The organism is Streptomyces caatingaensis, assembly GCF_001187435.1.
In the GTDB taxonomy this organism is placed as follows: Bacteria; Actinomycetota; Actinomycetes; order Streptomycetales; family Streptomycetaceae; genus Streptomyces; species Streptomyces caatingaensis.
The window spans coordinates 780,441-802,396 of sequence record NZ_LFXA01000018.1 but is presented as its reverse complement, the minus strand read 5'-3'; the positions used below and the strand labels follow the sequence as shown (position 1 = coordinate 802,396).

Genomic DNA, 21,956 nt, shown 5'->3' with positions numbered 1-21,956 from the left:
ATCCCGCGCCTCTGACGTACACCAGCGTGTTGGCGGTCCCGAGGTCGACAGCCATGTCACGGCCGATGAACGACATGTTGTTCCCCATGAGGATACGTCTGGCCTTCCCAGCTGGAGCGATTGCTTACTTGAGGTCGGCAGGTGGTGCGCTGCGGGGCGCGGAAGCTCTCATCGTAGTCTCGCCGGACAGAAAGCGACGCGACAGCTGCTCCGCCATTGTCGGCGGAACACAAGCTCGCCTCTGTAATGGTGACGTCGTGTCGGAGTGAGAGGTTCCCCCGTTCGGGGCGCATATGTCAGAGGGCGACCGACAAAGAAATCGGTCGCCCCTGATCAGAATGGGTGCTTGCGTGACCCGGGATCAGACCAGGCCCGGGAAGAAAATCTTGATTTCACGCTCGGCGGACTCCTCCGAGTCCGAGGCGTGGATGAGGTTCTCGCGCGTGATGGTGCCGAAGTCACCACGGATGGAACCGGGAGCGGCCGAAATCGGGTCGGTCGGCCCCGCCAGCGCCCGCACGCCCTCGATCACTCGCTCGCCCTCGACGACCATCGCCACGACCGGGCCTGACGACATGAAGGCCATCAGCGGCTCGTAGAAGTCGCGGCCGACGTGCTCGGCATAGTGCTGTTCGAGGACAGTGCGGTCCAGGGTGCGCAGCTCCAGCGCGCTGATCGTCCAGTTCGCCTTGCGCTCGATGCGGGCGACGATCTCGCCCACGAGCTTGCGCGCGACGGCGTCCGGCTTGAGGAGGACGAGGGTGCGCTGGCTCATACTGCGGCTCCTTGCGGGTCCGTGCGGACGATCGGGTGTGTGGGGCCAGAGGGTACAGGGGCGCCGGAGCGGCGCCGCCGACGCCCCCTAGCCCTTGGCCGCCTCGGCCTCCGCCGCGGCGAACCGCGCCTTGGCCTCGTCGATCTTCCGGCCGTAGTGCACCGACGCCCACCACAGCCCGGCGAAGGCGGCCCCGAGGAAGAACATCGTCGGCACGACGAAGCCGCTGGCGATCAGGCCGAGCTGGAAGACCCAGCCCAGCAGCACGCCACCGGGACGAGTGATCACGCCGCAGAGCAGGACGCTGAGCACCATCGCGATGCCGCTGACCGTCCAGACCGTGCCGGCCGTCAGGTCGGGCGACTTCATGGCCACCAGCCCCGCGAAGCCGATGATGAAGAATTCACCGATCAGAGTGCTCGCGCACAGCGTCCGCATGTGTCAGCTCCTCCCCAGCAGCAGCCGGGCCTCTCCCACGGTGATGACCGATCCGGTCACCAGTACACCGGCCCCCGCGTACTCGCCCTCCTCCTCGGCGAGGGTGACGGCCGCCTCCAGGGCGTCGTCCAGGCGGGGTTCGACCTGCACCCGCTCCTCGCCGAAGACCTCGACGGCGAGCGCGGCGAGCGCGTCCACGTCCATGGCCCGGTCGCTGGAGTTGCGGGTGACGACGACCTCGGCGAAGACCGGCTCGAAGGCCTCCAGCATGCCGCGGACGTCCTTGCCGTCGCTGGCGCCCACCACGCCGATCAGCCGGCTGAAGCCGAAGGCCTCGCCGATCGACTCGGCGGCGGCGCGGGCGCCGGCCGGGTTGTGCGCGGCGTCCAGCACGACGGTGGGGCTGCGGCGCACGACCTCCAGCCGGCCCGGCGAGGTCACCGAGGCGAACGCGCGCCGGACGACGTCGAGGTCGAGGGTGCGGGCGTGCTGGGCGCCGATGCCGAAGAACGCCTCGACGGCGGCGAGCGCCACGGCCGCGTTGTGCGCCTGGTGGGCGCCGTGCAGCGGGAGGAAGATCTCGGGGTACTCGCCGCCCAGCCCGCGCAGGGTCAGCAGCTGGCCGCCGACGGCCACCTCGCGGGAGACGACGCCGAACTCCATGCCCTCGCGGGCCACCGTCGCGTCCACCTCGACCGCGCGCTTGAGCAGCGCCTGGGCGGCGTCCACCGGCTGCTGGGCCAGGACGACGGTGGCGTCCTGCTTGATGATCCCGGCCTTCTCCAGGGCGATCTCGCCGGGGGTCGAGCCGAGGCGGTCGGTGTGGTCGAGGGCGATCGGGGTGACCACGGCGACGGTGCCGTCGACGACGTTGGTCGCGTCCCAGGTGCCGCCCATGCCGACCTCGACCACCGCGACGTCCACCGGGGCGTCGGCGAAGGCCGCGAAGGCCATGCCGGTGACGACCTCGAAGAAGGAGAGGCGGTACTCCTCGCGCTCGTCGACCATGCGCACGTACGGCTCGATGTCGCGGTACGTCTCGATGAAGCGCTCGGCGTCGATCGGCGCCCCGTCCAGGCTGATCCGCTCGGTGACGGACTGGACGTGCGGGCTGGTGTAGCGGCCGGTGCGCAGGTCGAAGGCGGCCAGCAGGGCCTCGATCATGCGGGCGGTGCTGGTCTTGCCGTTGGTGCCGGTGATGTGGATGGAGGGGTAGGCACGCTCGGGGTGCCCCAGGATGTCGAGCAGGCCCTGGATGCGCACCAGCGACGGGTCGAGCTTGGTCTCGCCCCAGCGGCCGGCGAGCTCCGCCTCCACCTCGCGCAGGGCCCGGTCGACCTCCGGGTCGGCGGGGCGGGCGGGGACGCCGTCGCCCTGGGACGGCCCGGCCTGGGCGCGCAGGGTACGGCTGCCGGCCTCGATCACCGCCAGGTCGGGGTCTCTGTCGGTCTCGGCTTCGACGATCTCCTCGAACCGGTCGGGGTTCTCGCTGTCGTCGTTCAGGGGGCGCTCGCTCACGCGCCCAGTCTACGGAGCGGGGGCGGGCGCGCGGAGCGCCGGGGGGCGCGGTCCCGGTCCGCTGCCAGGAGCATTATGTTCCGCTTTGCCCTACCGTTTTAGTGGAGTATGTCCAGGGAGCGGGTGAGAGGCATGGGCCCCGAGCGCCAGGTTTCCCGGGAACGGGACCTGCTCCAGGCCGTCCTGGAGGCACTGCCCGCCGGGGCACTGCTGATGAGCCCCGACGACGAGATCCTCGCGGTCAACCGCGAATTCGTCCGCATGTTCGATCTGGAGGGCAGGGCGGACCTCTCCCACGGCGCCCCCGTCGCCCCCGTCGTCCCCCTCGTCCGCGCCTGGTTCACCGCCGCCGGCCACCCCGGGCCCGGACCCGGCGAGGTGCTGGCCCGGCGGCCCGTCCACCGCGTCGCGGAGATCCCGCTCACCGACGGGCGCGTCATCCGCCGCCAGGTCGAGCCGCTCCACCGCGACGGCGCCTATCTGGGCGCCCTCTGGTTCTTCGGCGACGTCACCGAACGCAAGCGGCGCGAACACGACCTGGAGCGGGACAACGTCGCCCTCACCGAGCTGGCCCGGCAGCGCAACGCCTTCACCGCCGCCGCCTCCCACGAGCTGCGCACCCCGCTGACCACCGTCATCAGCTTCGGCGAGCTCCTCACCGACCCGGCCTTCGGCGCGCTCACCGCCGAGCAGCGCTCCTTCGTCGACGCCATCCGCCGCAACGGCGAACGCATGCAACGCGTCATCGCCGACCTGCTGTTCACCACCCGCATGCGGGCCGTCGGCCCCGAGCTGGAGATCGGCGACGTGGACGTGCCGGGCATGCTCCGCGACGCCGTCCTGGAGTCCCTGTGCACCGCGCCCAGCGCTCCCCCGCCGGTCTTCACCGTCCTGGACTGCGCCCCCGGGCCGGTCCTGCGCGGCGACCGCCACCGCCTCCGGCACGTGGTGGGGAACCTGCTGGAGAACGCGGCGAAGTTCACCCCGCCCGACGGACGGATCACCGTCACGGCCCGGCCGTGCGGCGACTGCTGGGAGATCACGGTCGCCGACACCGGCATCGGCGTCCCCGAGAACGCCCGGGAGGAGATCTTCTCCGGCTTCGTCCGCGCCGACAACGCCCGCTCGGGCGGCTACCCCGGCACCGGCCTCGGCCTCTCCATCGCCCGCGACCTCGTCCGGCTGCACGGCGGGACGCTGACCGCCGGCGGTACGGAGGGGAAGGGCGCGGTCTTCCTCGTCCGCCTGCCGGTCGCGGGCCCGGGGGACGCCCCGTGACGGCCCGCATCCTCGTCGTCGAGGACGACACCGACCTCGCCCTCGCCCTGCGCACCCTCCTCACCCGCGCCGGCTACGACGTCGTCCCCGCCGCCGACGGCCGCGAGGCGCTGCGGCTGCTCTTCGCCGAGCGCCCCGCGCTGCTGATCCTCGACATCGGCCTGCCCGAGCTGGACGGCTGGGCCGTCCTCGAACGCACCCGGGACCTCAGCGACCTCCCCGTCCTCCTGCTCACCGCCCGGGGCGCCGAGACGGACCGCGTCCGCGGGCTGCGCTCGGGCGCCGACGACTACCTCCCCAAGCCCTTCGGCAACGACGAGCTCCTCGCCCGCGTCGAGGCGCTGCTGCGGCGGGCCGCGCCCGCCCGGTGGGCCGGCGACTCCTTCGACGACGGCCTGCGGCTCGTCCCGGAGCGCCGCTCCGCCGTCTGGCAGGGCCAGGAGGCGCGCCTCAGCGACATCGAGTACCGGCTCCTCCAGATCCTCGTCCGCAACCGCGGGCGGGTGATCACGACGGACCAGCTCCTCGACCGGGTCTGGGACGACCGGGACGGGACGGGGCGCGAGCGGGTGAAGTTCGCCGTGCTGCGGTTGCGGCGCAAGTTGCGCCAGGCGGCCGGTGACGAGGCCGCGGACCCCCTGGAGGCCGTCCGCGGCCTGGGGTACCGCTACCGCGCCGGGGGCGACCCACGAGGGGATTGATGCCCTGCCCCTCCCACCGGGACCAAAGTCCCGGATCGCTTTCGCAACCGTCGAGCAACCCAACCCCATCCGGGCGAGCAACCCACGCCCCGCACTGTCTGTGGCTGACCCCAGCCACCGAGACAGCCAGGAGCCCCCGTGACCGCCCCCGAGAGCCCCCGCATCGCCATAGTCCTCGGCACCCGCCCCGAACTCGTCAAGCTCACGGACCTCGTCCGGCTCCTCGGCCCCGCCGCCCACCTCGTCCACACCGGTCAGCACTACGACGAGGAGCTCTCCGGCCGCTTCCTCACCGAGCTCGGCCTCCCCGAGCCCACCTACCTCACCGGCGTCGGCGGCAAGCCCCGCGCCGTCCAGATCTCCGCGGCCCTCGCCCAGCTCGACGAGCTGTTCACCGCCGAGCCGCCCGCGGCCGTCGTCGTCCAGGGCGACACCAACGCCGCCCTGGCCGGCGCGCTCGCCGCCAACGCCCGGGGCATCCCGCTGCTGCACGTCGAGGCCGGGCTGCGCAGCCACGACCGCGCCATGCCCGAGGAGCACAACCGCGTCCTCATCGACCGCGTCGCGGACGTCCTGTGCGCCGCCACCGAGGACAACCGCGCCAACCTCCTCGCCGAGGGCATCGCCGACAGCCGCATCGAGGTCACCGGCAACACCGTCGTCGAGGCCGTCCGCAACCAGCTCCCCGACGCCGGCGCCCGCGCCGCCCTGCTGGCCGCCCACGGCCTGACCGCCGACGCGTACGTCCTGGCCACCGTGCACCGCCCGGAGAACACCGACTCCCCCGAGGCCCTGCGCGCGATCCTCACCGAGCTCGCCGGCCTCGCCGGCACCGGCCGCCCGGTCGTGCTGCCGCTGCACCCGCGCACCCGGGCCCGTATCGAGGCGGCCGGCCTCACCGGCCTGCTGGCGCCGCTCACGGTGACCACGCCGCTCGGCTACTCCGAGTTCCTGGCCCTGGCCCGGCACGCGGCGCTGCTGGTCTCCGACTCCGGCGGCATCCAGGAGGAGTGCACCGTCCTCGGCCGCCCCCTGGTCGTCGTACGCCGCTCGACCGAACGCCCCGAGGCCATGGCCGACTTCGCGGACCTCGTCCAGCCGGGCCCGCAGATCGGCGCCGCCGCCCGCCGCCGGCTCGCCGAGGGCCGCGCCGGGCTGGAGCACCTGGCCGCCCTCCCCAGCCCGTTCGGCGACGGACTCGCCTCCGACCGCATCGCGGAGCTGCTCGCCCGCATCGCCGCCGCCCCGCAGCGACTGGCCGCCTGAGACGACGCCGACGCCCCAAGGACCACCCCCGCATGTTCTCCCACCCCCTCCTCCTCGCCTTCCCCTTCTTCCTCCTCGCCTGCTTCCTCCTCTACTGGGCCGGCGCCCGCCACGCCTACACGCGCCGCCCGGTCGCCGGGCACGGCGACCCCGGCGCCTTCGACTGGCACTTCTTCGTCCCCTGCCGCGACGAGGAGGCCGTCGTCGCGACCACCGTCGGCCGGCTGCGCGCCGACCACCCGCGCGCCCACGTGTGGGTCATCGACGACGACAGCGACGACCGCACCGGCGAGATCGTCGCCGAACTCGCCGACCGCGACCGGCGCGTGCACCTCGTGCGCCGCCACCGCCCGGAGGCCCGCCAGGGCAAGGGCGCCGCGCTCAACGCCGCGTACGACGAGCTCAACCAGTTCCTCGCCCGCGAGACCGACCGGGAGCGCGTCGTCGTCTGCGTCATCGACGCCGACGGGCAGCTCGACCCCGACGCCCTGAACGTCGTCAGCGGCCCGGCCGGCTTCGCCGACCCCGAGATCGGCGGCGTCCAGGTCAGCGTCCGGATGCGCAACGCCGGGGAGAAGCGTCCGCTGCCCGACCGCGGCCGCGTCCGCAACGCCTTCGCCCGGCTCCTCGTGCGCATGCAGGACATGGAGTTCTCCGTCTCCAACGCCGGCATGCAGCTCCTGCGCGCCCGCACCGGCTCCGTCGGGCTGGGCGGCAACGGCCAGTTCACCCGCCTCGCCTCCCTGGACCGCATAGCCGCGGCCGAGCGCCGTCCCTGGCAGCGCGGCGCGCTGCTGGAGGACTACGAGCTCGGCCTGCACATGATCCTCACCGGTGACCGCGTCAACCACATCGCCGACACCTGGGTCTCCCAGGAGGGCCTGCCGCACGGCCGCCGCTTCCTGACCCAGCGCACCCGCTGGGCGCAGGGCAACCTCCAGTGCGTCCGCTACGCGCCGCGCATCGTCTCCTCGCGCCACTACGGCGGCAAGGGGATCCTGGAGACCCTCTACACCTTCCTCCAGCCGGTCGCCCACCTGGTCACCCTGGCACTGTGCGCGGTCATGTTCGCCTTCCTGGCCCTGACCGCCGTCGAGGACGGCGCCGGCGAGGCGTTCGGCGGGATGCTCGCCCTGTGGCCGCTGGTCCTGGGCCTGGCCGTGGTCTCCGTCCTGCCGTTCGTCCTCTGGGGCCCGGTCTACCGCCGGGACCGCGCCGACGACCGCTCGCTGCTCACCGCCCTGCTGTGGGGCCTCGCCCTGTGGCTGTACGCGTACCACCTCTTCCCGGCGTCCGCCCGCGGCTTCGTCCGGATGCTGCGCGGCCGCAACGGCTGGGCCAAGACGCGGCGCAACGCGGAGGCCCTCGACTCCGGCCCGACCGCCATCGAGGCGTAAATCACACGGGACCGACGCAACCTCGGCTCCCGTTCCGCCCTCTCACCGCCGGTGACAGGTGCAGGTCCACGTACGCGTGGGTCATGGAACGGGAGCGTCAGAGCGTCGTGCGGATACCGGTACTCAGCAGTCGGACACATCTGCTGCTGCTCACCGCCTGGGCCGTGCTGTGGTTCCTGGTGGTCGAGCCCAGCGGCGGCTTCTCCTGGCACTATCTGCGCACCGGCGGGGAGCTGATCTACAACGGCTCGCAGGACGGCGGCCTCAACCTCTACGCCCGCCACCCCGAGCTCCAGATGGGCCCCATCAGCTTCCTGGTGGCGGGCCTGTTCAACCCCTTCCCCGCCGAGGTCGGCCAGGTGCTCGCCGAGGCGTTCATGTCGGCGCTCGGCCTGATCGTCCTGGTGCTGGCCGGACGCAGCGCCGCCCGGCACTTCCTGGGCACCGGCACCAACCACCAGCGGCTGCGGCGCCGCGTCCTGATCGCCGGGCTGGCCTTCATCCCCATGTGGATCGAGGTCTCCGTCCGCTTCGCGCACCTGGACGACGTCCTGGCCCTCTTCTTCACCGCGCTGGCCGTCCGGTACCTGACGCGCTGCAACGCCGCCGCGACCGGCATCTGCATGGCCCTCGCCCTCGACTCCAAGCCCACCGCCCTGGCCTTCCTGCCGCTGCTGCTCGCCCTGCCGAAGGGGCGGTGGCTGCGGGCGGGGCTGTGGTGCGCGGGCCTGGTGGCGGCGGCGTGGCTCCCCTTCTTCGTCGTGGACTCGCACTCCTTCGCCGCGGCCGAGTTCACGATCCCCAACAACCCGGCGTCCGCCCTGCGTTGGCTCGGTGCCAACGATCCCGAGACGCCGAGCTGGGCCCGGCCCGCCCAGGCCGCGCTCGGCCTCGCGCTCGGCGCGATCGCGGTCTGGCGGGGGCGCTGGGCGGCGGTCGTCCTCCTCGGCGCGAACGCGCGCATCGTCCTCGACCCCAGCGTGTACACGTACTACACGGCGTCCGTGCTCCTGGGCACCCTGATCTGGGACGTGTGCGGCCAACGCCGCCTGGTCCCGCTGTGGAGCTGGCTGGCGCTCGTCGTCCTCTACGGCAGCGTCTTCGTCGTGCCCGACGACTCGACGCGCGGTCTGATCCGCCTGGCGTTCGTCGCCGTCTCGACGGCGTACGTGCTGCTGGCCCCCGTCCGGGACCGCCGCGACCGCAACGCGCACCGGTCCGTGGACCGGGTGGAGGGCGAGCCGGTGGAGGGCCCGTGGGGGCCGATGTGGGACCCGGGCCGCACCCGCCCCTGGTCCCACTAGGGGCTTCGCCCCCACCCCGCCCCTCCACCCTCACGGGAACCGCGCTTCGCGCGGTTGTCCTCAAGTTCCCCCGGAGGGGACCCCCAGGACGGGCTGATCCAGCCCGTCCGGCGTTTGAGGACGAGCGGCGGAGCCGCGCTCAGGGGGGCCCAGGGGGCGAAGCCCCCGGTGGGGCGCAGGGGCGGAGCCCCGCCCCCTCGCGCGAAGCGCGGCCCCGCAGCGCCGGCGCGCGCGGGGGGCACGGGGCGCAGCCCCGGAAGAAACGGTGAAAGTGGGGGTACCCCCTCTGGGGGAGGGCCGGGGGCAGACAACCCCCGGACCCGCCCCCGTCAGGGCCTACGCCCCCGGCAACGCCGCAAGCTGAGCCCCGAGCCGCTCAATGTCGGCCTCGGCCTTCACCAGCCGCCCCCGGATCTTCTCCACGGCCTGCTCCGCCGCCTTCGCCAGGAACGCCTCGTTCCCCAGCTTCGCCTCGCACTGCGCCTTGTCCTTCTCCGCAGCCGCCAGCGCCTTGGCGAGCCGCTTCCGCTCCGCCTCGACGTCGATCGTCCCGGACAGGTCCAGGGCGACGGTCGCCCCCGCGACCGGCAGCGTCGCCGTCGCCGAGAAGTCCTCCCCCGCCGGCTGCAGCCGCAGCAACTGCCGGATCGCACCCTCGTGCGCGGCCAGCGAGGTACCGCCCAGCTCCAGCCGCGCCGGCACCCGCTGCCCCGGCTGCAGCCCCTGGTCGGCGCGGAAGCGCCGCACCTCGGTGATGACCTGCTGGAGGTTGGCGATCTCGGCCTCGGCCGCCGCGTCCCGGAAGCCGCTGTCGGCCGGCCATTCCGTGACGACCAGCGACTCCTTCCCGGTGAGCGTCGTCCACAGCGCCTCGGTCACGAACGGCACGACCGGGTGGAGCAACTTCAGCGTGACGTCGAGGACTTCACCGAGCACCCGGGCCGAGACCTTCGCCTGCTCGCCGCCGCCCGTGAACGTCGTCTTGGACAGCTCGACGTACCAGTCGAAGACCTCGTCCCACGCGAAGTGGTACAGCGCGTCCGCGAGCTTGGCGAACTGGTAGTCGTCGTAGAACGCGTCCACCTCGGCGACGGTCGCGTTGAGCCGCGACAGGATCCAGCGGTCGGCGGCCGACAGCTTCTCGGCCGGCGGCAGCTCGCCCTCGACCGTCGCGCCGTTCATCAGCGCGAACCGCGTCGCGTTCCAGATCTTGTTGGCGAAGTTGCGGGACGCCTGGACCCAGTCCTCGCCGATCGGCACGTCCGTACCGGGGTTGGCGCCCTTGGCCAGCGTGAACCGCACGGCGTCCGACCCGTACGCGTCCATCCAGTCCAGCGGATCGACGACGTTCCCGAAGGACTTCGACATCTTCTTGCCGCGCTCGTCGCGCACGAGACCCGTCAGCGCGATCGTGTGGAACGGCGCGACGCCGTCCATCGCGTACAGACCGAACATCATCATCCGGGCGACCCAGAAGAAGATGATGTCGTGCCCGGTCAGCAGGACGTCGGTCGCGTAGAACTTCTCCAGGTCCGGCGTCTTCTCGGGCCAGCCCAGCGTGGAGAACGGCCACAGGCCGGACGAGAACCAGGTGTCGAGGACGTCCGTGTCCTGCGTCCAGCCCTCGCCGCCCGGCGGCTCCTCGTCCGGTCCGACGCAGACGACCTCGCCGTCCGGCCCGTACCAGACCGGGATCCGGTGGCCCCACCACAGCTGGCGCGAGATGCACCAGTCGTGCATGTTGTCCACCCAGTCGAAGTAGCGCTTCGACATGTCGGCGGGGTGGATCTTCACCCGGCCGTCGCGGACGGCGTCGCCGGCGGCCTTCGCCAGCGGGCCGACCTTGACCCACCACTGCATCGACAGCCGCGGCTCGACCGTCGTGGAGCACCGCGAGCAGTGGCCGACGGAGTGGACGTACGGACGCTTCTCCGCGACGATCCGGCCCTGCTCGCGCAGCGCGCCGACGATCGCCGAACGCGCCTCGAAGCGGTCGAGACCGAGGAACGGGCCGTGCACGGTGATGTTGCCGCGCTCGTCCATGACGGTCATGGACGGCAGGTCGTGGCGCTGGCCGATCGCGAAGTCGTTGGGGTCGTGCGCCGGCGTCACCTTGACCGCGCCCGTCCCGAACTCCGGGTCGACGTGCGTGTCGGCCACGACCGGGATCGACCGGTCGGTCAACGGCAGCTTGATCTGCTTGCCGATGAGGTGGGCGTAGCGCTCGTCCTCCGGGTGGACGGCCACGGCCGTGTCGCCGAGCATCGTCTCGGCGCGGGTGGTGGCGACGACCAGCGACTCCTCGCCCTCCCCATAACGGATGGAGACGAGCTCGCCGTCGTCCTCCTGGTACTCCACCTCGATGTCGGAGATGGCCGTGAGGCAGCGGGGGCACCAGTTGATGATGCGCTCGGCGCGGTAGATCAGCTCGTCGTCGTAGAGCCGCTTGAAGATCGTCTGGACGGCCTTGGAGAGGCCCTCGTCCATGGTGAAGCGCTCGCGCGACCAGTCCACGCCGTCGCCGAGCCGGCGCATCTGGCCGAGGATCCTGCCGCCGTACTCCTCCTTCCACCGCCAGACGCGGTCGACGAACGCCTCGCGGCCGAGGTCGTGGCGGGACTTGCCCTCCTCGGCGAGCTGCTGCTCGACCTTGTTCTGCGTGGCGATGCCGGCGTGGTCCATGCCGGGCAGCCACAGGGCCTCGTAGCCCTGCATGCGCTTGCGGCGGGTGAGGGCGTCCATCAGCGTGTGCTGGAAGGCGTGGCCCAGGTGGAGGGAGCCGGTGACGTTCGGCGGGGGGATGACGATCGTGTACGGCTTCTTGTCGCTCTTCGCGTCGGCCGTGAAGTAGCCCCGCTCTACCCAGCGCTCGTACAGCGGCCCCTCTACTTCGGCCGGCGCGTACTGGGTCGGCAGTTCGGGGGTGCTGGTGTTCGGCTGCTGAGTGTTCTCGGTCACGGACCGGATTCTACGGGTCGGGGGCGGCGCGCCACGAATGCGATTCCGCTCCCCGGGGGCCGGGCGGCCGTGGACGGACCCGGGCGGGACGTCCGGCCGGGCGTCCGGAATGCCCGATAGGCCCACGGTGGCCGGCGCCCGGTGCGACAGCGGCGCGGGGGCTGTCGGAGGCGGCGGCTAATGTGCGAGGTGAAGCACGCCAGAAGAAGCACCGGAAGAAGCAGCGTCCGCGGCAGCGGGCGAACGGGGGGATGCACAGTGCGCTTCAGCACGCCGTACGGGCCGTACGAGCAGCCGTGCGCGTCGGCACGCGCCGTCAACTGACGCCCGCCGCCCCTCTGTTCCAAAACCGTTGCGCCCCCGAGGTAAAGCCGGGATAAGCCATCGGTGAGGATGTCGCGGAACGCCGCCCGTCCCCCCACAGCGAGAGAGACACCATGAGTTACCCCCAGCCGGGTCCGTACGGCCAGCCGCCGCAGCCGCCGCAGGGCGGCGCCCCCAACCCGTACGCGCAGGGCGCCGCCGCCCCGGGCCAGCCGGGTTACGGCTACCCGCCGGCCACCCCGCAGCCCGGCCCGTACGGCGCGCCCCCGCAGGCCCCCTACGGCCAACCCCCGGCGCCCCCGTACGGCCAGCAGCCCGGCATGCCCGGCCCGTACCCGCCGCCGGTCCCGCCGCGGAAGGGCGGCGCGGGCAAGACGGTCGCGATCGTGCTGGGCGCGCTGGTGCTCGTGGGCGCGATCGTGGGCGGTGCCGTGGTCTTCCTCGGCAAGGGCAAGGACGGCGGCGGCAGCGGCACGGTCGCCGACGACGGCAAGAAGTACAAGCTGACGACGCCGGAGACGGTGGCGGGCGAGTACCAGAAGGACGCGGCGGCCCCGGCAGCCACCACGAAGGAAAGCGTGGACGCGAAGCTCCGGTCGTACGTGGACAACATGGAGAAGGTCTCGGCCTCTTACAAGGTCGGGGCGGGGATGAAGCAACTCAAGTTCTCCGGCGTCTACGGCGAGATCAAGGACCCGGAGGGGCTCGTGGACGCCTGGTTCGCACAGGCGAAGGAGAACTCCGAGAAGCAGCCCGGCAAGGGCAGGCTCGAAGGCAGCCCGCAGAAGGTCTCGCCCGGCGGGCTGGACGACGCCGTGATGAAGTGCCAGGTCGCCAAGACGAACTTCGGCACGAAGACGATGGACGTCCCGCTCTGCGTCTGGGCCGACCACAGCACTGCGGCGACCGTGGTCCCCGTTGACGGCGCGGCGCTGATGGGCAGTCAGGGCATGTCCATCGACGACGCCGCCACCCTCACCGCCAAGGTCCGCCACGACGTCCGCGTAGAGGTCAAGTAGCCCTCGGCGGACACGCCCCCTCCGGGCCCGGGGCGACGGCGGGCGCGCCCCGGGCCCGGACGGCGGAGGTCACAAGCCAAGACGCGCCCGACCGGGTACGCACTCACTCAGCGCACGCAGTCACGAAGAGGGGGGACCTCATGAGTTCGGACCAGCCCAACCCGTACGGCGGGCCGGGGCAGCCCAATCCGTACGGCCCCGACGGCCGGGGCGGCGGCCCCGGTTACGGCTACCCGGGGCAGCAGCCGCCCCCGCAGCCGAACCCGTACGGCGGCCCACCGCAGCCGCAACAGCCCTACGGCGCACCCCAGCAGCCCCAGCAACCCCCGTACGGCCCCCCTCCGGGCATGCCGCCCGGCGGCGGCTACCCGCCGCCCCCGATACCCCCGCAGCCGGGCAGAAAGCGCGGCAAGGCCATCGCCCTCACCGTGGGCACGGCCGTCGTCATCGGCGCCGTGCTCGGCGGCGTCTTCTACTTCAAGGACGGCGGCGGCAGTTCCGTCCCCGACGACGGCAAGCGCTACAAGCTCACCGCCCCCGACACCGTCCTCGGCGACTTCAAGAAGGACGCCGACAGCTCCGACGACGATGACGACTTCGGCCCGAAGGACAAGGCCGAGGCGGAGGAGATGGGCATCGCCGACGCGGAGACCACCGGCGCCGACTACGCGTCCGGCGACGGCCTCGGCAAGAAGCAGCTCATGTTCAAGGGCGTCTGGGGAAAGATCGACAACCCGGAGAAGACCCTGAACAACCTCTTCGCGACCATCCGCAAGCAGGCCGACAAGGAGTCCGCCAAGAAGGGCGGCGACAGCAAGGCCGAGCTGGAGGGCAGCCCCCGGAAGGTCTCCCCCCAGGGCCTCGACGACGCCGTGATGAAGTGCCAGCTCGTCAAGACGTCCGAGACGGCGGGCTCGTCCGGCAAGAGCATCGAGGTCAAGATGCCCGTCTGCGCCTGGGCCGACCACAGCACCGTCGCGCTCGTCATGTCCGTCGACGTCGCCTCGATCTTCAACAAGGGCAGCGCCAACGCAGACGAGACCGCGGCCCTGGCGACCAGGCTCCGCAAGGAGATCCGCGTCGAGGTCAAGTGACCCGCCAGGGGCGGGCGGAGGCCGTCCGCCCCGCCGGGTAGCGTGACCGCACAGCACAGCACCACCAGGAGCCACCCATGTCACGCACACCACGCGTCCTCTACGTCACCGACCTCGCCTACGAGGCCAAGGGACGGCGGTACTGCGACGAGGACATCTTCCTCAGCAGCCGGCTGCGTGCGGAGGGCTTCGAGATCGCGCTGTGCCATCCGCTGGACGCCGCCCCGCTCATGGACGGGTTCGACCTCGTCGTCGTCCGCAACAGCGGACCGGTGCTCAACTACCGGGCGGAGTACGAGGAGTTCCGCGAGCGGGTCCTGAGCACCGGTGCCCGGGTCTACAACCAGGTGACCGGGCGGGCGGACATGGCCGGGAAGCAGTACCTGCTCGACCTGACCGCCGCCGGGTACCCGGTGATCCCGACCGTCGACCGGGCCGAGGACCTCGGCCGGCTGCCGGTCGTGGACGAGTACGTGGTGAAGCCGAAGCTGGGCGCGGATTCGATCGGTCTGGAATTCGTCCCTCCTGAGCGGCTGCCCGGACTCGCCTTCGGGGACGTCCTCGTGCAGCCGCGCATCCACTTCACGCACGAGGTGTCGTTCTACTTCGTCGACGACGCCTTCCAGTACGCGCTCTACGCGCCCGATCCGGCCCGGCGTTGGGCCCTGGAACCGTACGAGCCGACGGAGGCCGATCTCGCCTTCGCGCGCCGGTTCATCGAGTGGAACACGGTCGAGCACGGCATCCAGCGCGTGGACGCGTGCCGCACGCCCGAGGGTGAGCTGCTGCTCGTGGAGCTGGAGGACCTCAACCCTTATCTCTCGCTGGAGTTGCTCTCCGAGGAGCGGCGGGACGCCTTCGCGGGCGCCGTGGCCGCGGCGCTGCGGCGCGCGGTCGCATGACGCGACATCGCACAACGTGAAGGGGCGCCCTCCCGGTGAGGGCGCCCCTTCCCCGTCGGCTACGCGCTCTTCTCGTGCCGCTCCCCCGGCCCCTCGCTGCCGCGCGAGCGCGGGACCAGGGTCGGGTTGACGTTGGACTGGACGACGTCCGCGGTGATGACGACGCGGGCGACGTCCTTGCGGGACGGCACCTCGTACATCACGGACATCAGGACTTCCTCCATGATGGCGCGCAGGCCGCGCGCGCCCGTGCCGCGCAGGATCGCCTGGTCGGCGATGGCCTCCAGCGCCGGGCGGTCGAAGTCCAGCTCCACGCCGTCGAGTTCGAAGAGGCGCTGGTACTGCTTGACCAGTGCGTTGCGCGGCTCGACGAGGATCTGGAGCAGGGCCTCGCGGTCCAGGTTGTGGACGGAGGTGATGACGGGGAGCCGGCCGATGAACTCGGGGATCATGCCGAACTTGACCAGATCCTCCGGCATGACCTCCTGGAACTGGTCGCTCGCCTCGATCTCGCGCTTGGAGCGGATCGTCGCGCCGAAGCCGATGCCCTTCGCGCCCGCCCGCGCCTCGATGATCTTCTCCAGGCCGGAGAAGGCGCCGCCCACGATGAACAGCACGTTCGTCGTGTCGATCTGGATGAACTCCTGGTGCGGGTGCTTGCGGCCGCCCTGCGGCGGGACGGAGGCGGTCGTCCCCTCCAGGATCTTCAGCAGGGCCTGTTGGACACCCTCGCCCGAGACGTCGCGAGTGATCGACGGATTTTCGCTCTTTCGGGCGACCTTGTCGATCTCGTCGATGTAGATGATGCCGGTCTCGGCCTTCTTGACGTCGTAGTCGGCGGCCTGGATCAGCTTCAGCAGGATGTTCTCGACGTCCTCGCCGACGTAGCCCGCCTCCGTGAGCGCCGTGGCGTCGGCGATGGCGAAGGGGACGTTGAGCATGCGGGCGAGGGTCTGCGCGAGCAGCGTCTTGCCGGAGCCCGTCGGGCCCAGCAGCAGGATGTTGGACTTGCCGAGCTCGATGCCGTCGTCGCGGTTGTGCGCGCCGGTGTCACCGGCCTGGACGCGCTTGTAGTGGTTGTAGACGGCGACCGAGAGGGCCTTCTTGGCGGCCTCCTGGCCGACCACATAGCCCTCGAGGAACTCGTAGATCTCGCGCGGCTTGGGGAGTTCGTCCCAGCGGACCTCGGAGGTCTCCGCGAGCTCTTCCTCGATGATCTCGTTGCAGAGGTCGATGCACTCGTCGCAGATGTACACACCAGGACCCGCGATGAGCTTCTTCACCTGCTTCTGGCTCTTGCCGCAGAACGAGCACTTGAGCAGGTCGCCGCCGTCACCGATGCGTGCCACGAGGTGCTTCCCCTTCGCCTGGGATCCGCCTTGCTCTGCGAACCCGAGTGCTTGCCTATCGACGGTACCTTGCCGGGCCCCCCGTGCGGGCCCCCCTCGCACCTACTCGGCCAAGGGGGGTACCGGCGGCACAGTGTCCGGGAGCCGGTGCCGGACCGGCTCCCGGAGCGGTCTCAGACCGCGACGGACGACTTGCGCGTCGAGACGATCTGGTCCACCAGACCGTACGCCAGCGCGTCCTCGGCGGTGAGGATCTTGTCGCGCTCGATGTCGTCGCGGATCTTCTCGATCGGCTGGGTGGAGTGCTTGGCCAGCATCTCCTCCAGCTGGGTGCGCATGCGCATGATCTCGTTGGCGGCGATCTCCAGGTCGGAGAGCTGCTCGCGGCCCGTCTGGCTGGACGGCTGGTGGATCAGCACACGGGCGTTGGGCAGCGCCATGCGCTTGCCCGGGGTGCCGGCGGCCAGCAGGATCGCGGCGGCGGAGGCGGCCTGGCCCATGCAGACCGTCTGGATGTCCGGCTTCACGAACTGCATCGTGTCGTAGATCGCCGTGAGGGCGGTGAAGGAGCCGCCCGGGCTGTTGATGTAGATCGAGATGTCGCGGTCCGGGTCCATCGACTCCAGGCACAGCAGCTGCGCCATGACGTCGTTGGCGGAGGCGTCGTCGATCTGGACGCCGAGGAAGATCACGCGCTCCTCGAAGAGCTTCGCGTACGGGTCGTACTCGCGCACGCCCTGCGAGGTGCGCTCGACGAAGCGCGGGACGACATAACGGGCGTCCACCTGCGGGCCGGTGTAGAGGCCGCTGCCGGGGAAGTTGTTCATGCGGGTGTTCACCATCCTGATGGCGGTCGTTGGCTGGGATTCGGCTGTCGGCGTCGCGTCCTGCCGGGGCTCAGGCCCCGGTGCCGCCACCGCCGGGAACGCCGGCGGCGTGGGTGATGATCTCGTCGATGATCCCGTACGCCTTCGCCTCTTCAGCGGTGAACCAGCGGTCACGGTCACCGTCACGGATGATCGTTTCCACGGTCTGGCCGGTGTGGTGGGCGGTGATCTCCGCCATGCGCTTCTTGGTGCGGAGCAGCTGCTCGGCCTGGATCTTGATGTCCGTCGCCGTGCCGCCGAGGCCCGCGGAGCCCTGGTGCATGAGGATGTCGGTGTTGGGCAGCGCGAAGCGCTTGCCCGGGGTGCCGCCGGTCAGCAGGAACTGGCCCATCGAGGCCGCGAGGCCCATGCCGATGGTGACCACGTCGTTCGGGATGTACTGCATGGTGTCGTAGACCGCCATGCCGGCCGTCACCGAGCCGCCGGGGCTGTTGATGTAGAGGTAGATGTCCTTGTCCGGGTCCGCGGCCAGGAGGAGCATCTGGGCCGTGATCTTGTTGGCGATGTCGTCGTCGACCTGCTGGCCCAGGAAGATGATCCGCTCGTCGAGCAGCCGGCTGTAGACCTGGTCGCCGAGGCCGCCACCGATGGAGGGTCCGCCGGCGGCGGAAGGCATCAGATTCGTCACGTGATCCACCTGCTCGTCTCTGACGGCAACGGGCCGTCTCCGCGTCTTCACTGGGGCGGGGGTCCTTCGGGGCCGGTTGCGGTCCGGCGCGCTCCAAGTCTCCCCTGCCCTCGTATCTACGGACCCTAACGCGCTGGTCGGCGGGCGCCATCCCGCATGAGGAACTGTTCGCTCTGAGCGCAGGTCCCCATACGGCGCACGGGCGGAATGCCCCCACCGACGCGCCGCGCGGCCCCGCCCGGGCGCCCCCGGCCCGGCCCTGCGGCCGGGGGCGCCGCCTCCCCCGCGGGGCCGCCGCGGGGCGGGGCCCCTCGCCGGGGGTCCCCCGGGGCCGTCCCCCAGGGGTGGGTTCCTCCGAAGCCCGCCGCCCGGTGCCCCTCCGGGCCCCTTCCCCGAGAGCTCGGCCCGGGCCCAAGCGCGCCACAGGCCCGGACGCGGGCCGCCGCCGGGGGCGGCGGGCGCGTTCGGGCCCGTGCGGGGGTGGGAGGGGAGGCTCAGGCCTCCTTCGTCTCCTCGGCGGCCTCGACCGTCTCGGCGGCGGCCTCGGTCTCGTCCTCCTCGTCCAGGTTGACGACCTCGCCGTTGGAGTCCTTGACCGTGGCGGCCTCGACGACGGTCGCGAGGGCCTTGCCGCGGGCGACCTCACCGACGAGCATCGGGACCTGGCCCTGCTCGACGACGGCCTGCGCGAACTGGTCGGGGCTCATGCCAGAGGTCTGGGCACGGCGCATCAGGTGCTCGGTGAGCTCGTCCTGGCCGACCGACAGCTTCTCCTTGTTGACGATCTCGTCCAGGACGAACTGGGTGCGGATGCCCTTCTCGGCCTGCTCCTTGAGCTCGGCGTCGAACTCCTCGGCGGACTTGCCCTGGAGCTCCAGGTACTTCTCCAGGGTCAGGCCCATCTGACCGAGCTGGTGGTGCTCCAGGTTGTGCTTGCGGGTGTTGATCTCGTCCTCGAGAAGCTTCTCGGGCATCGGGACCTCGACCAGCTTGAGGAGCTCCTCGAGCACCTTCTCCTGGGCCTGGGTGGCCTGGTCGAACTTCTTCATCCGGGCGAGGCGCTCACGGCTGTCCGCCCTGAGCTCCTCCAGGGTGTCGAACTCGCTCGCCAGCTGCGCGAACTCGTCGTCCAGCGCGGGCAGTTCGCGGGACTTGACGGCGGTGACGTCGACCTTGACCTCGGCCTCCTTGCCCTCGGCGGAGCCGCCCTTGAGCTCGGAGGTGAAGGTGGCGGTGCCGCCGGCCGCGAGACCGGTGACGGCCTCGTCGATGCCGTCCAGCAGCTGGCCGGAGCCGATGGTGTAGTCGACGCCCTTGGCGACGCCGTCCTCCAGGACCTCGCCGTCGACCTTGGCCTCGAGGTCCACGGTGACGATGTCGCCCTCGGCGGCGGCACGCTCGACCGGGGTGGTGGTGGCGAAGCGCTCACGCAGCTGCTCGACGGACTTCTCGACGTCCTCGTCGGTCACCTCGACGGCGTCGACGGTGACCTCGATGCCGGAGTAGTCCGGGATCTCCAGGGCCGGACGGACGTCCACCTCGGCGGTGAAGGTCAGCAGCTCGCCGTCCTTCAGCTCGGTGATGTCCACCTCGGGCTGGCCCAGCGGGTTCAGCTCACCCTCGTTGACGGCCTCGGTGTAGAACTTCGGGAGGGCGTCGTTGACGGCCTCCTCCAGCACGGCACCGCGGCCGAAGCGCTGGTCGATCACACGGGCGGGAACCTTGCCCTTGCGGAAGCCAGGGAGGGAAACCTGCTGGTTGATCTTCTTGTACGCCGCGTCGAGGCTGGGCTTGAGCTCCTCGAAGGGCACCTCGACAGTGAGCCGAACCCGGGTCGGGTTCAGGGTCTCCACGGCGCTCTTCACGGTTCGGTCTCCTTGGGGCTGACTTCGGGTTTTCTGCGAGGCCTCTGCTGAGGTCCAGCGGATCGCGCCCGGTAGTAGAGACACAGACGCGCAGCTTGCATAGTAACCGCACGCGGGATGAGCCCCACAAGGTGATCTTGATGGTCGGGGTGGCCGGATTCGAACCGACGACCTTCCGCTCCCAAAGCGGACGCGCTACCAAGCTGCGCCACACCCCGTCGGTGCGAGTCGTAGGGTACATGCCCGCCGGGGGTGGCGGCCCGATGTTTGACCTGCGGATGACCTCGCGGACGACCTTGCGGACGGCCTCGTGGAACGCGAGGGGGACCGGGGTGTGCGGCGAGGGGGGCCGACCCGCTACGATGCACGTCAGTGCCGCGCCCCGAGGGGCGCCGACGGCGCGCGCGGGCGTAGCTCAATGGTAGAGCCCCAGTCTTCCAAACTGGCTACGCGGGTTCGATTCCCGTCGCCCGCTCTTCCGAACGCCCCCGGCTCCGGCCGGGGGCGTTCCGCCGTCCGGGGCGGCTCACGGTTCCCGAACGGCCCGGCGGCGGCTCACAGTTTGATGCCGTTGATCGTCTGGGCGATCGAGTTGAGGAAGCGGTGGATCGACGGCGCCATCCCCGACGAGGCCAGGAAGAACCCGAAGAGCGCCGCGACGATCGCCGGCCCCGTCTTCATCTTCCCGCCCCGGATCATCACCACCAGGATGATCGCCAAGAGCACCACCGCTGACACCGATATGGCCACAACTGATCACACCCTCGGTCGAAGACACCTGGCCCGGCCCCGGAGGCGCCGTCCCGCAGACCCCCACCGCACCATCGTGCCATCAACTGGGCCTCGTTGCAGGGGTCATGACGATGTATCGGAGCATGGTCCGGTCCTTCGGGGGGTCGGTTTCCGGCCGCCCCGGAGACCGCCACGGGGACCGCCGCGAGGACTGCCGCAGGGGCCGCTGCGGGAACCGCCGCCGAGACCGCCGCGGGGCCCGCTCCGGGGCACGGGCGAACCGGAGCCCTTGCCACCGCTTTACCTCGCGCGGCTAAGGTGCCTCCAATGCCCCCCACAGCCCCGTCCCCGGCTCGCTCCGTGGCCACGGTCCCCCCGCAACCGGGGCCGGCCGGCGCCAAGGCGCGCGACCCGTTCTTCGACAACGCGAAGTACCTCGCCATCGTGCTGGTGGTGCTCGGCCACGCGTGGGAGCCGCTGACCCACACCGGCCGGGCCGCGACGGCGCTCTACCTGACGGTCTACACGTTCCACATGCCGGCGTTCGTGCTGATATCCGGCTATTTCTCGCGGGGCTTCGACCTGAGCCCGCCGAAGCTCAAGCGGCTGATCACGAGCGTGCTGGTGCCGTATCTGCTGTTCCAGATCGCCTATATCGAGTTCCAGCACCTCTTCGAGAAGGACGCGGAGCCGGACCCGTTCACGCTGCTGGAACCGTGGTACCTCAACTGGTTCCTGGCCGCGCTGTTCGTCTGGCGGCTGACCACGCCGGTCTGGCGGACGATCCGGTGGCCCGTCCCCGTCGCCTTCGCGATCGCGGTGATGGCGGCCGCGACGCGCGAGGTCGGGAGCGAGTTCGACCTGATGCGGGTCATGCAGCTGCTGCCGTTCTTCGTGATCGGACTGCGGCTGGAACATCGCCACTTCGTGCTGCTGCGGCGCCGGTGGGTGCGGATCGCCGCGGTGCCGCTGTTCGCCTGCGCGGTGGTCACCGCGTACGTCCTGGCACCGCGGCTGGACAGCGGCTGGTTCTACCGGAACTCCAGCGTCCAGAGCCTGCGCGAGCCGCTGTGGACGGCGCCGGTGATGGTCCTGGCGCTCTCCCTGTGCGCGGCCGCGCTGACGGTGGGGTTCCTCGCCTGGGTGCCGCGCCGGCGCACCTGGTTCACGGCCCTGGGCACGGGCACCATGTACGGCTTCCTGCTGCACGGCTTCGTGATCAAGATCTCGCGCTGGCGCGAGTGGTACGACCTGTACTCCTGGATCCGGGGCCCGCTGGGCGAGGTCCTGGTCTCGGTGCTCGCCGTCGCCCTGGTCACCGTGCTGTGCTCCGCCCCGGTACGGCGGGTGTTCCGCCCCGTCGTCGAGCCGCGGATGGACTGGGCCTTCCGCGACCCGGCGCCGGCCGGGCGGGCGGCGGTCGCCGCGGGCAGGGCGGGATCCGCGCCGGAAGGCCGCTCGCCCGGGGCGGCGGAGGCGGCGGGATCCGCGCGTCCGGACGCCTGAGCGCGCGAGAGGGGA

At 71.4% G+C, this 21,956-nt stretch carries 19 protein-coding genes and 2 tRNA genes; 10 read left to right on the top strand and 11 right to left on the bottom strand.

Annotation, left to right across the window (positions count from 1 at the left end; genetic code table 11):
- The 4 genes from AC230_RS33230 to folC form a co-directional block, all read right to left on the bottom strand.
- The coding region (locus AC230_RS33230) for a rod shape-determining protein (RefSeq protein ID WP_198535640.1) at nucleotides 1-76 on the bottom strand (76 nt) is incomplete at its 3' end.
- A 285-nt stretch (nucleotides 77-361) separates the two neighbouring features.
- Complete coding sequence (gene ndk, locus AC230_RS30180) at nucleotides 362-775, bottom strand: nucleoside-diphosphate kinase (protein ID WP_049719487.1); 414 nt, start codon at nucleotides 773-775, stop codon at nucleotides 362-364.
- An 87-nt stretch (nucleotides 776-862) separates the two neighbouring features.
- Nucleotides 863-1,213, bottom strand: a complete 351-nt coding sequence (locus tag AC230_RS30175) for a DUF4233 domain-containing protein (RefSeq protein WP_049719486.1) — start codon at nucleotides 1,211-1,213, stop codon at nucleotides 863-865.
- A gap of 3 nt (nucleotides 1,214-1,216) precedes the next feature.
- The gene (gene folC, locus AC230_RS30170) at nucleotides 1,217-2,731 is read right to left on the bottom strand and encodes a bifunctional tetrahydrofolate synthase/dihydrofolate synthase (RefSeq protein ID WP_049719485.1); all 1,515 of its coding nucleotides are present in this window, start codon (nucleotides 2,729-2,731) and stop codon (nucleotides 1,217-1,219) included.
- A gap of 132 nt (nucleotides 2,732-2,863) precedes the next feature.
- Between folC and AC230_RS30165 the strand changes: the two genes are divergently transcribed.
- The 5 genes from AC230_RS30165 (at nucleotide 2,864) to AC230_RS30145 (ending at nucleotide 8,677) form a co-directional block, all read left to right on the top strand.
- Nucleotides 2,864-4,009, top strand: a complete 1,146-nt coding sequence (locus tag AC230_RS30165) for a PAS domain-containing sensor histidine kinase (protein WP_049719484.1) — start codon at nucleotides 2,864-2,866, stop codon at nucleotides 4,007-4,009.
- Nucleotides 4,006-4,710: a response regulator transcription factor gene (locus AC230_RS30160; RefSeq protein ID WP_049719483.1), complete on the top strand. Its 705-nt coding sequence runs from the start codon at nucleotides 4,006-4,008 to the stop codon at nucleotides 4,708-4,710. The genes AC230_RS30165 and AC230_RS30160 overlap by 4 nt, the downstream gene beginning before the upstream one ends.
- 138 nt (nucleotides 4,711-4,848) lie before the next feature.
- The gene (gene wecB, locus AC230_RS30155) at nucleotides 4,849-5,976 is read left to right on the top strand and encodes a non-hydrolyzing UDP-N-acetylglucosamine 2-epimerase (protein ID WP_049719482.1); all 1,128 of its coding nucleotides are present in this window, start codon (nucleotides 4,849-4,851) and stop codon (nucleotides 5,974-5,976) included.
- A 32-nt stretch (nucleotides 5,977-6,008) separates the two neighbouring features.
- Complete coding sequence (locus tag AC230_RS30150) at nucleotides 6,009-7,373, top strand: glycosyltransferase (RefSeq protein WP_049719481.1); 1,365 nt, start codon at nucleotides 6,009-6,011, stop codon at nucleotides 7,371-7,373.
- Nucleotides 7,374-7,456: 83 nt separating this feature from the next.
- A complete protein-coding gene (locus AC230_RS30145) occupies nucleotides 7,457-8,677 on the top strand; it encodes a hypothetical protein (protein ID WP_049719480.1) in 1,221 nt (406 codons plus the stop codon).
- A gap of 336 nt (nucleotides 8,678-9,013) precedes the next feature.
- Here AC230_RS30145 and AC230_RS30140 read toward each other — a convergent pair whose 3' ends face one another.
- Nucleotides 9,014-11,635, bottom strand: a complete 2,622-nt coding sequence (locus tag AC230_RS30140; RefSeq protein ID WP_049719479.1) for a valine--tRNA ligase — start codon at nucleotides 11,633-11,635, stop codon at nucleotides 9,014-9,016.
- A 437-nt stretch (nucleotides 11,636-12,072) separates the two neighbouring features.
- On the opposite strand from AC230_RS30140, the gene AC230_RS30135 reads away from it, so the two are divergent.
- From AC230_RS30135 to AC230_RS30125, 3 genes are all read left to right on the top strand, one after another.
- The gene (locus AC230_RS30135; protein WP_049719478.1) at nucleotides 12,073-12,978 is read left to right on the top strand and encodes a DUF3824 domain-containing protein; all 906 of its coding nucleotides are present in this window, start codon (nucleotides 12,073-12,075) and stop codon (nucleotides 12,976-12,978) included.
- A gap of 140 nt (nucleotides 12,979-13,118) precedes the next feature.
- Nucleotides 13,119-14,072, top strand: a complete 954-nt coding sequence (locus tag AC230_RS30130; RefSeq protein WP_049719477.1) for a hypothetical protein — start codon at nucleotides 13,119-13,121, stop codon at nucleotides 14,070-14,072.
- A gap of 77 nt (nucleotides 14,073-14,149) precedes the next feature.
- Entirely contained in the window at nucleotides 14,150-14,974 is an 825-nt protein-coding gene (locus tag AC230_RS30125; RefSeq protein ID WP_049719476.1) for an ATP-grasp domain-containing protein, read from the top strand.
- Nucleotides 14,975-15,033: 59 nt separating this feature from the next.
- Here AC230_RS30125 and clpX read toward each other — a convergent pair whose 3' ends face one another.
- From clpX to AC230_RS30100, 5 genes are all read right to left on the bottom strand, one after another.
- On the bottom strand, nucleotides 15,034-16,323 hold the full coding sequence (gene clpX / locus AC230_RS30120) for an ATP-dependent Clp protease ATP-binding subunit ClpX (RefSeq protein ID WP_049719475.1): 1,290 nt from the start codon (nucleotides 16,321-16,323) through the stop codon (nucleotides 15,034-15,036).
- 173 nt (nucleotides 16,324-16,496) lie between these two features.
- Entirely contained in the window at nucleotides 16,497-17,165 is a 669-nt protein-coding gene (locus AC230_RS30115; RefSeq protein WP_049719474.1) for an ATP-dependent Clp protease proteolytic subunit, read from the bottom strand.
- 55 nt (nucleotides 17,166-17,220) lie between these two features.
- Nucleotides 17,221-17,826, bottom strand: a complete 606-nt coding sequence (locus AC230_RS30110; RefSeq protein ID WP_049719580.1) for an ATP-dependent Clp protease proteolytic subunit — start codon at nucleotides 17,824-17,826, stop codon at nucleotides 17,221-17,223.
- Between the two features lie 506 nt (nucleotides 17,827-18,332).
- Nucleotides 18,333-19,703, bottom strand: a complete 1,371-nt coding sequence (tig, locus tag AC230_RS30105; RefSeq protein ID WP_049719473.1) for a trigger factor — start codon at nucleotides 19,701-19,703, stop codon at nucleotides 18,333-18,335.
- 141 nt (nucleotides 19,704-19,844) lie between these two features.
- Nucleotides 19,845-19,921, bottom strand: a tRNA-Pro gene (locus tag AC230_RS30100).
- 186 nt (nucleotides 19,922-20,107) lie between these two features.
- Between AC230_RS30100 and AC230_RS30095 the strand changes: the two genes are divergently transcribed.
- Nucleotides 20,108-20,178: transfer RNA gene (locus AC230_RS30095), tRNA-Gly, on the top strand.
- An 80-nt stretch (nucleotides 20,179-20,258) separates the two neighbouring features.
- On the opposite strand, the gene AC230_RS30090 is transcribed toward AC230_RS30095, so the two are convergent.
- Nucleotides 20,259-20,453 carry a hypothetical protein gene (locus AC230_RS30090; protein ID WP_049719472.1) on the bottom strand — a complete coding sequence of 65 codons (195 nt, stop codon included), beginning with the start codon at nucleotides 20,451-20,453 and terminating at the stop codon, nucleotides 20,259-20,261.
- Between the two features lie 309 nt (nucleotides 20,454-20,762).
- On the opposite strand from AC230_RS30090, the gene AC230_RS30085 reads away from it, so the two are divergent.
- Nucleotides 20,763-21,941 carry an acyltransferase family protein gene (locus AC230_RS30085; protein ID WP_049719471.1) on the top strand — a complete coding sequence of 393 codons (1,179 nt, stop codon included), beginning with the start codon at nucleotides 20,763-20,765 and terminating at the stop codon, nucleotides 21,939-21,941.
- The last annotated feature ends 15 nt before the right edge of the window (nucleotides 21,942-21,956 follow it).

Excerpts from the sequence above, each read along its gene's own strand:
- AC230_RS30165 (WP_049719484.1), top strand. The coding sequence starts at position 2,864 with ATGGGCCCCGAGCGCCAGGTTTCCCGGGAACGGGACCTGCTCCAGGCC.
- AC230_RS30125 (WP_049719476.1), top strand. The coding sequence starts at position 14,150 with ATGTCACGCACACCACGCGTCCTCTACGTCACCGACCTCGCCTACGAG.
- AC230_RS30130 (WP_049719477.1), top strand. The coding sequence starts at position 13,119 with ATGAGTTCGGACCAGCCCAACCCGTACGGCGGGCCGGGGCAGCCCAAT.
- ndk (WP_049719487.1), bottom strand. The coding sequence starts at position 775 with ATGAGCCAGCGCACCCTCGTCCTCCTCAAGCCGGACGCCGTCGCGCGC.
- AC230_RS30135 (WP_049719478.1), top strand. The coding sequence starts at position 12,073 with ATGAGTTACCCCCAGCCGGGTCCGTACGGCCAGCCGCCGCAGCCGCCG.
- AC230_RS30145 (WP_049719480.1), top strand. The coding sequence starts at position 7,457 with ATGGAACGGGAGCGTCAGAGCGTCGTGCGGATACCGGTACTCAGCAGT.
- AC230_RS30150 (WP_049719481.1), top strand. The coding sequence starts at position 6,009 with ATGTTCTCCCACCCCCTCCTCCTCGCCTTCCCCTTCTTCCTCCTCGCC.
- AC230_RS30110 (WP_049719580.1), bottom strand. The coding sequence starts at position 17,826 with ATGCCTTCCGCCGCCGGCGGACCCTCCATCGGTGGCGGCCTCGGCGAC.
- AC230_RS30115 (WP_049719474.1), bottom strand. The coding sequence starts at position 17,165 with ATGGTGAACACCCGCATGAACAACTTCCCCGGCAGCGGCCTCTACACC.
- AC230_RS30175 (WP_049719486.1), bottom strand. The coding sequence starts at position 1,213 with ATGCGGACGCTGTGCGCGAGCACTCTGATCGGTGAATTCTTCATCATC.
- AC230_RS30085 (WP_049719471.1), top strand. The coding sequence starts at position 20,763 with ATGCCCCCCACAGCCCCGTCCCCGGCTCGCTCCGTGGCCACGGTCCCC.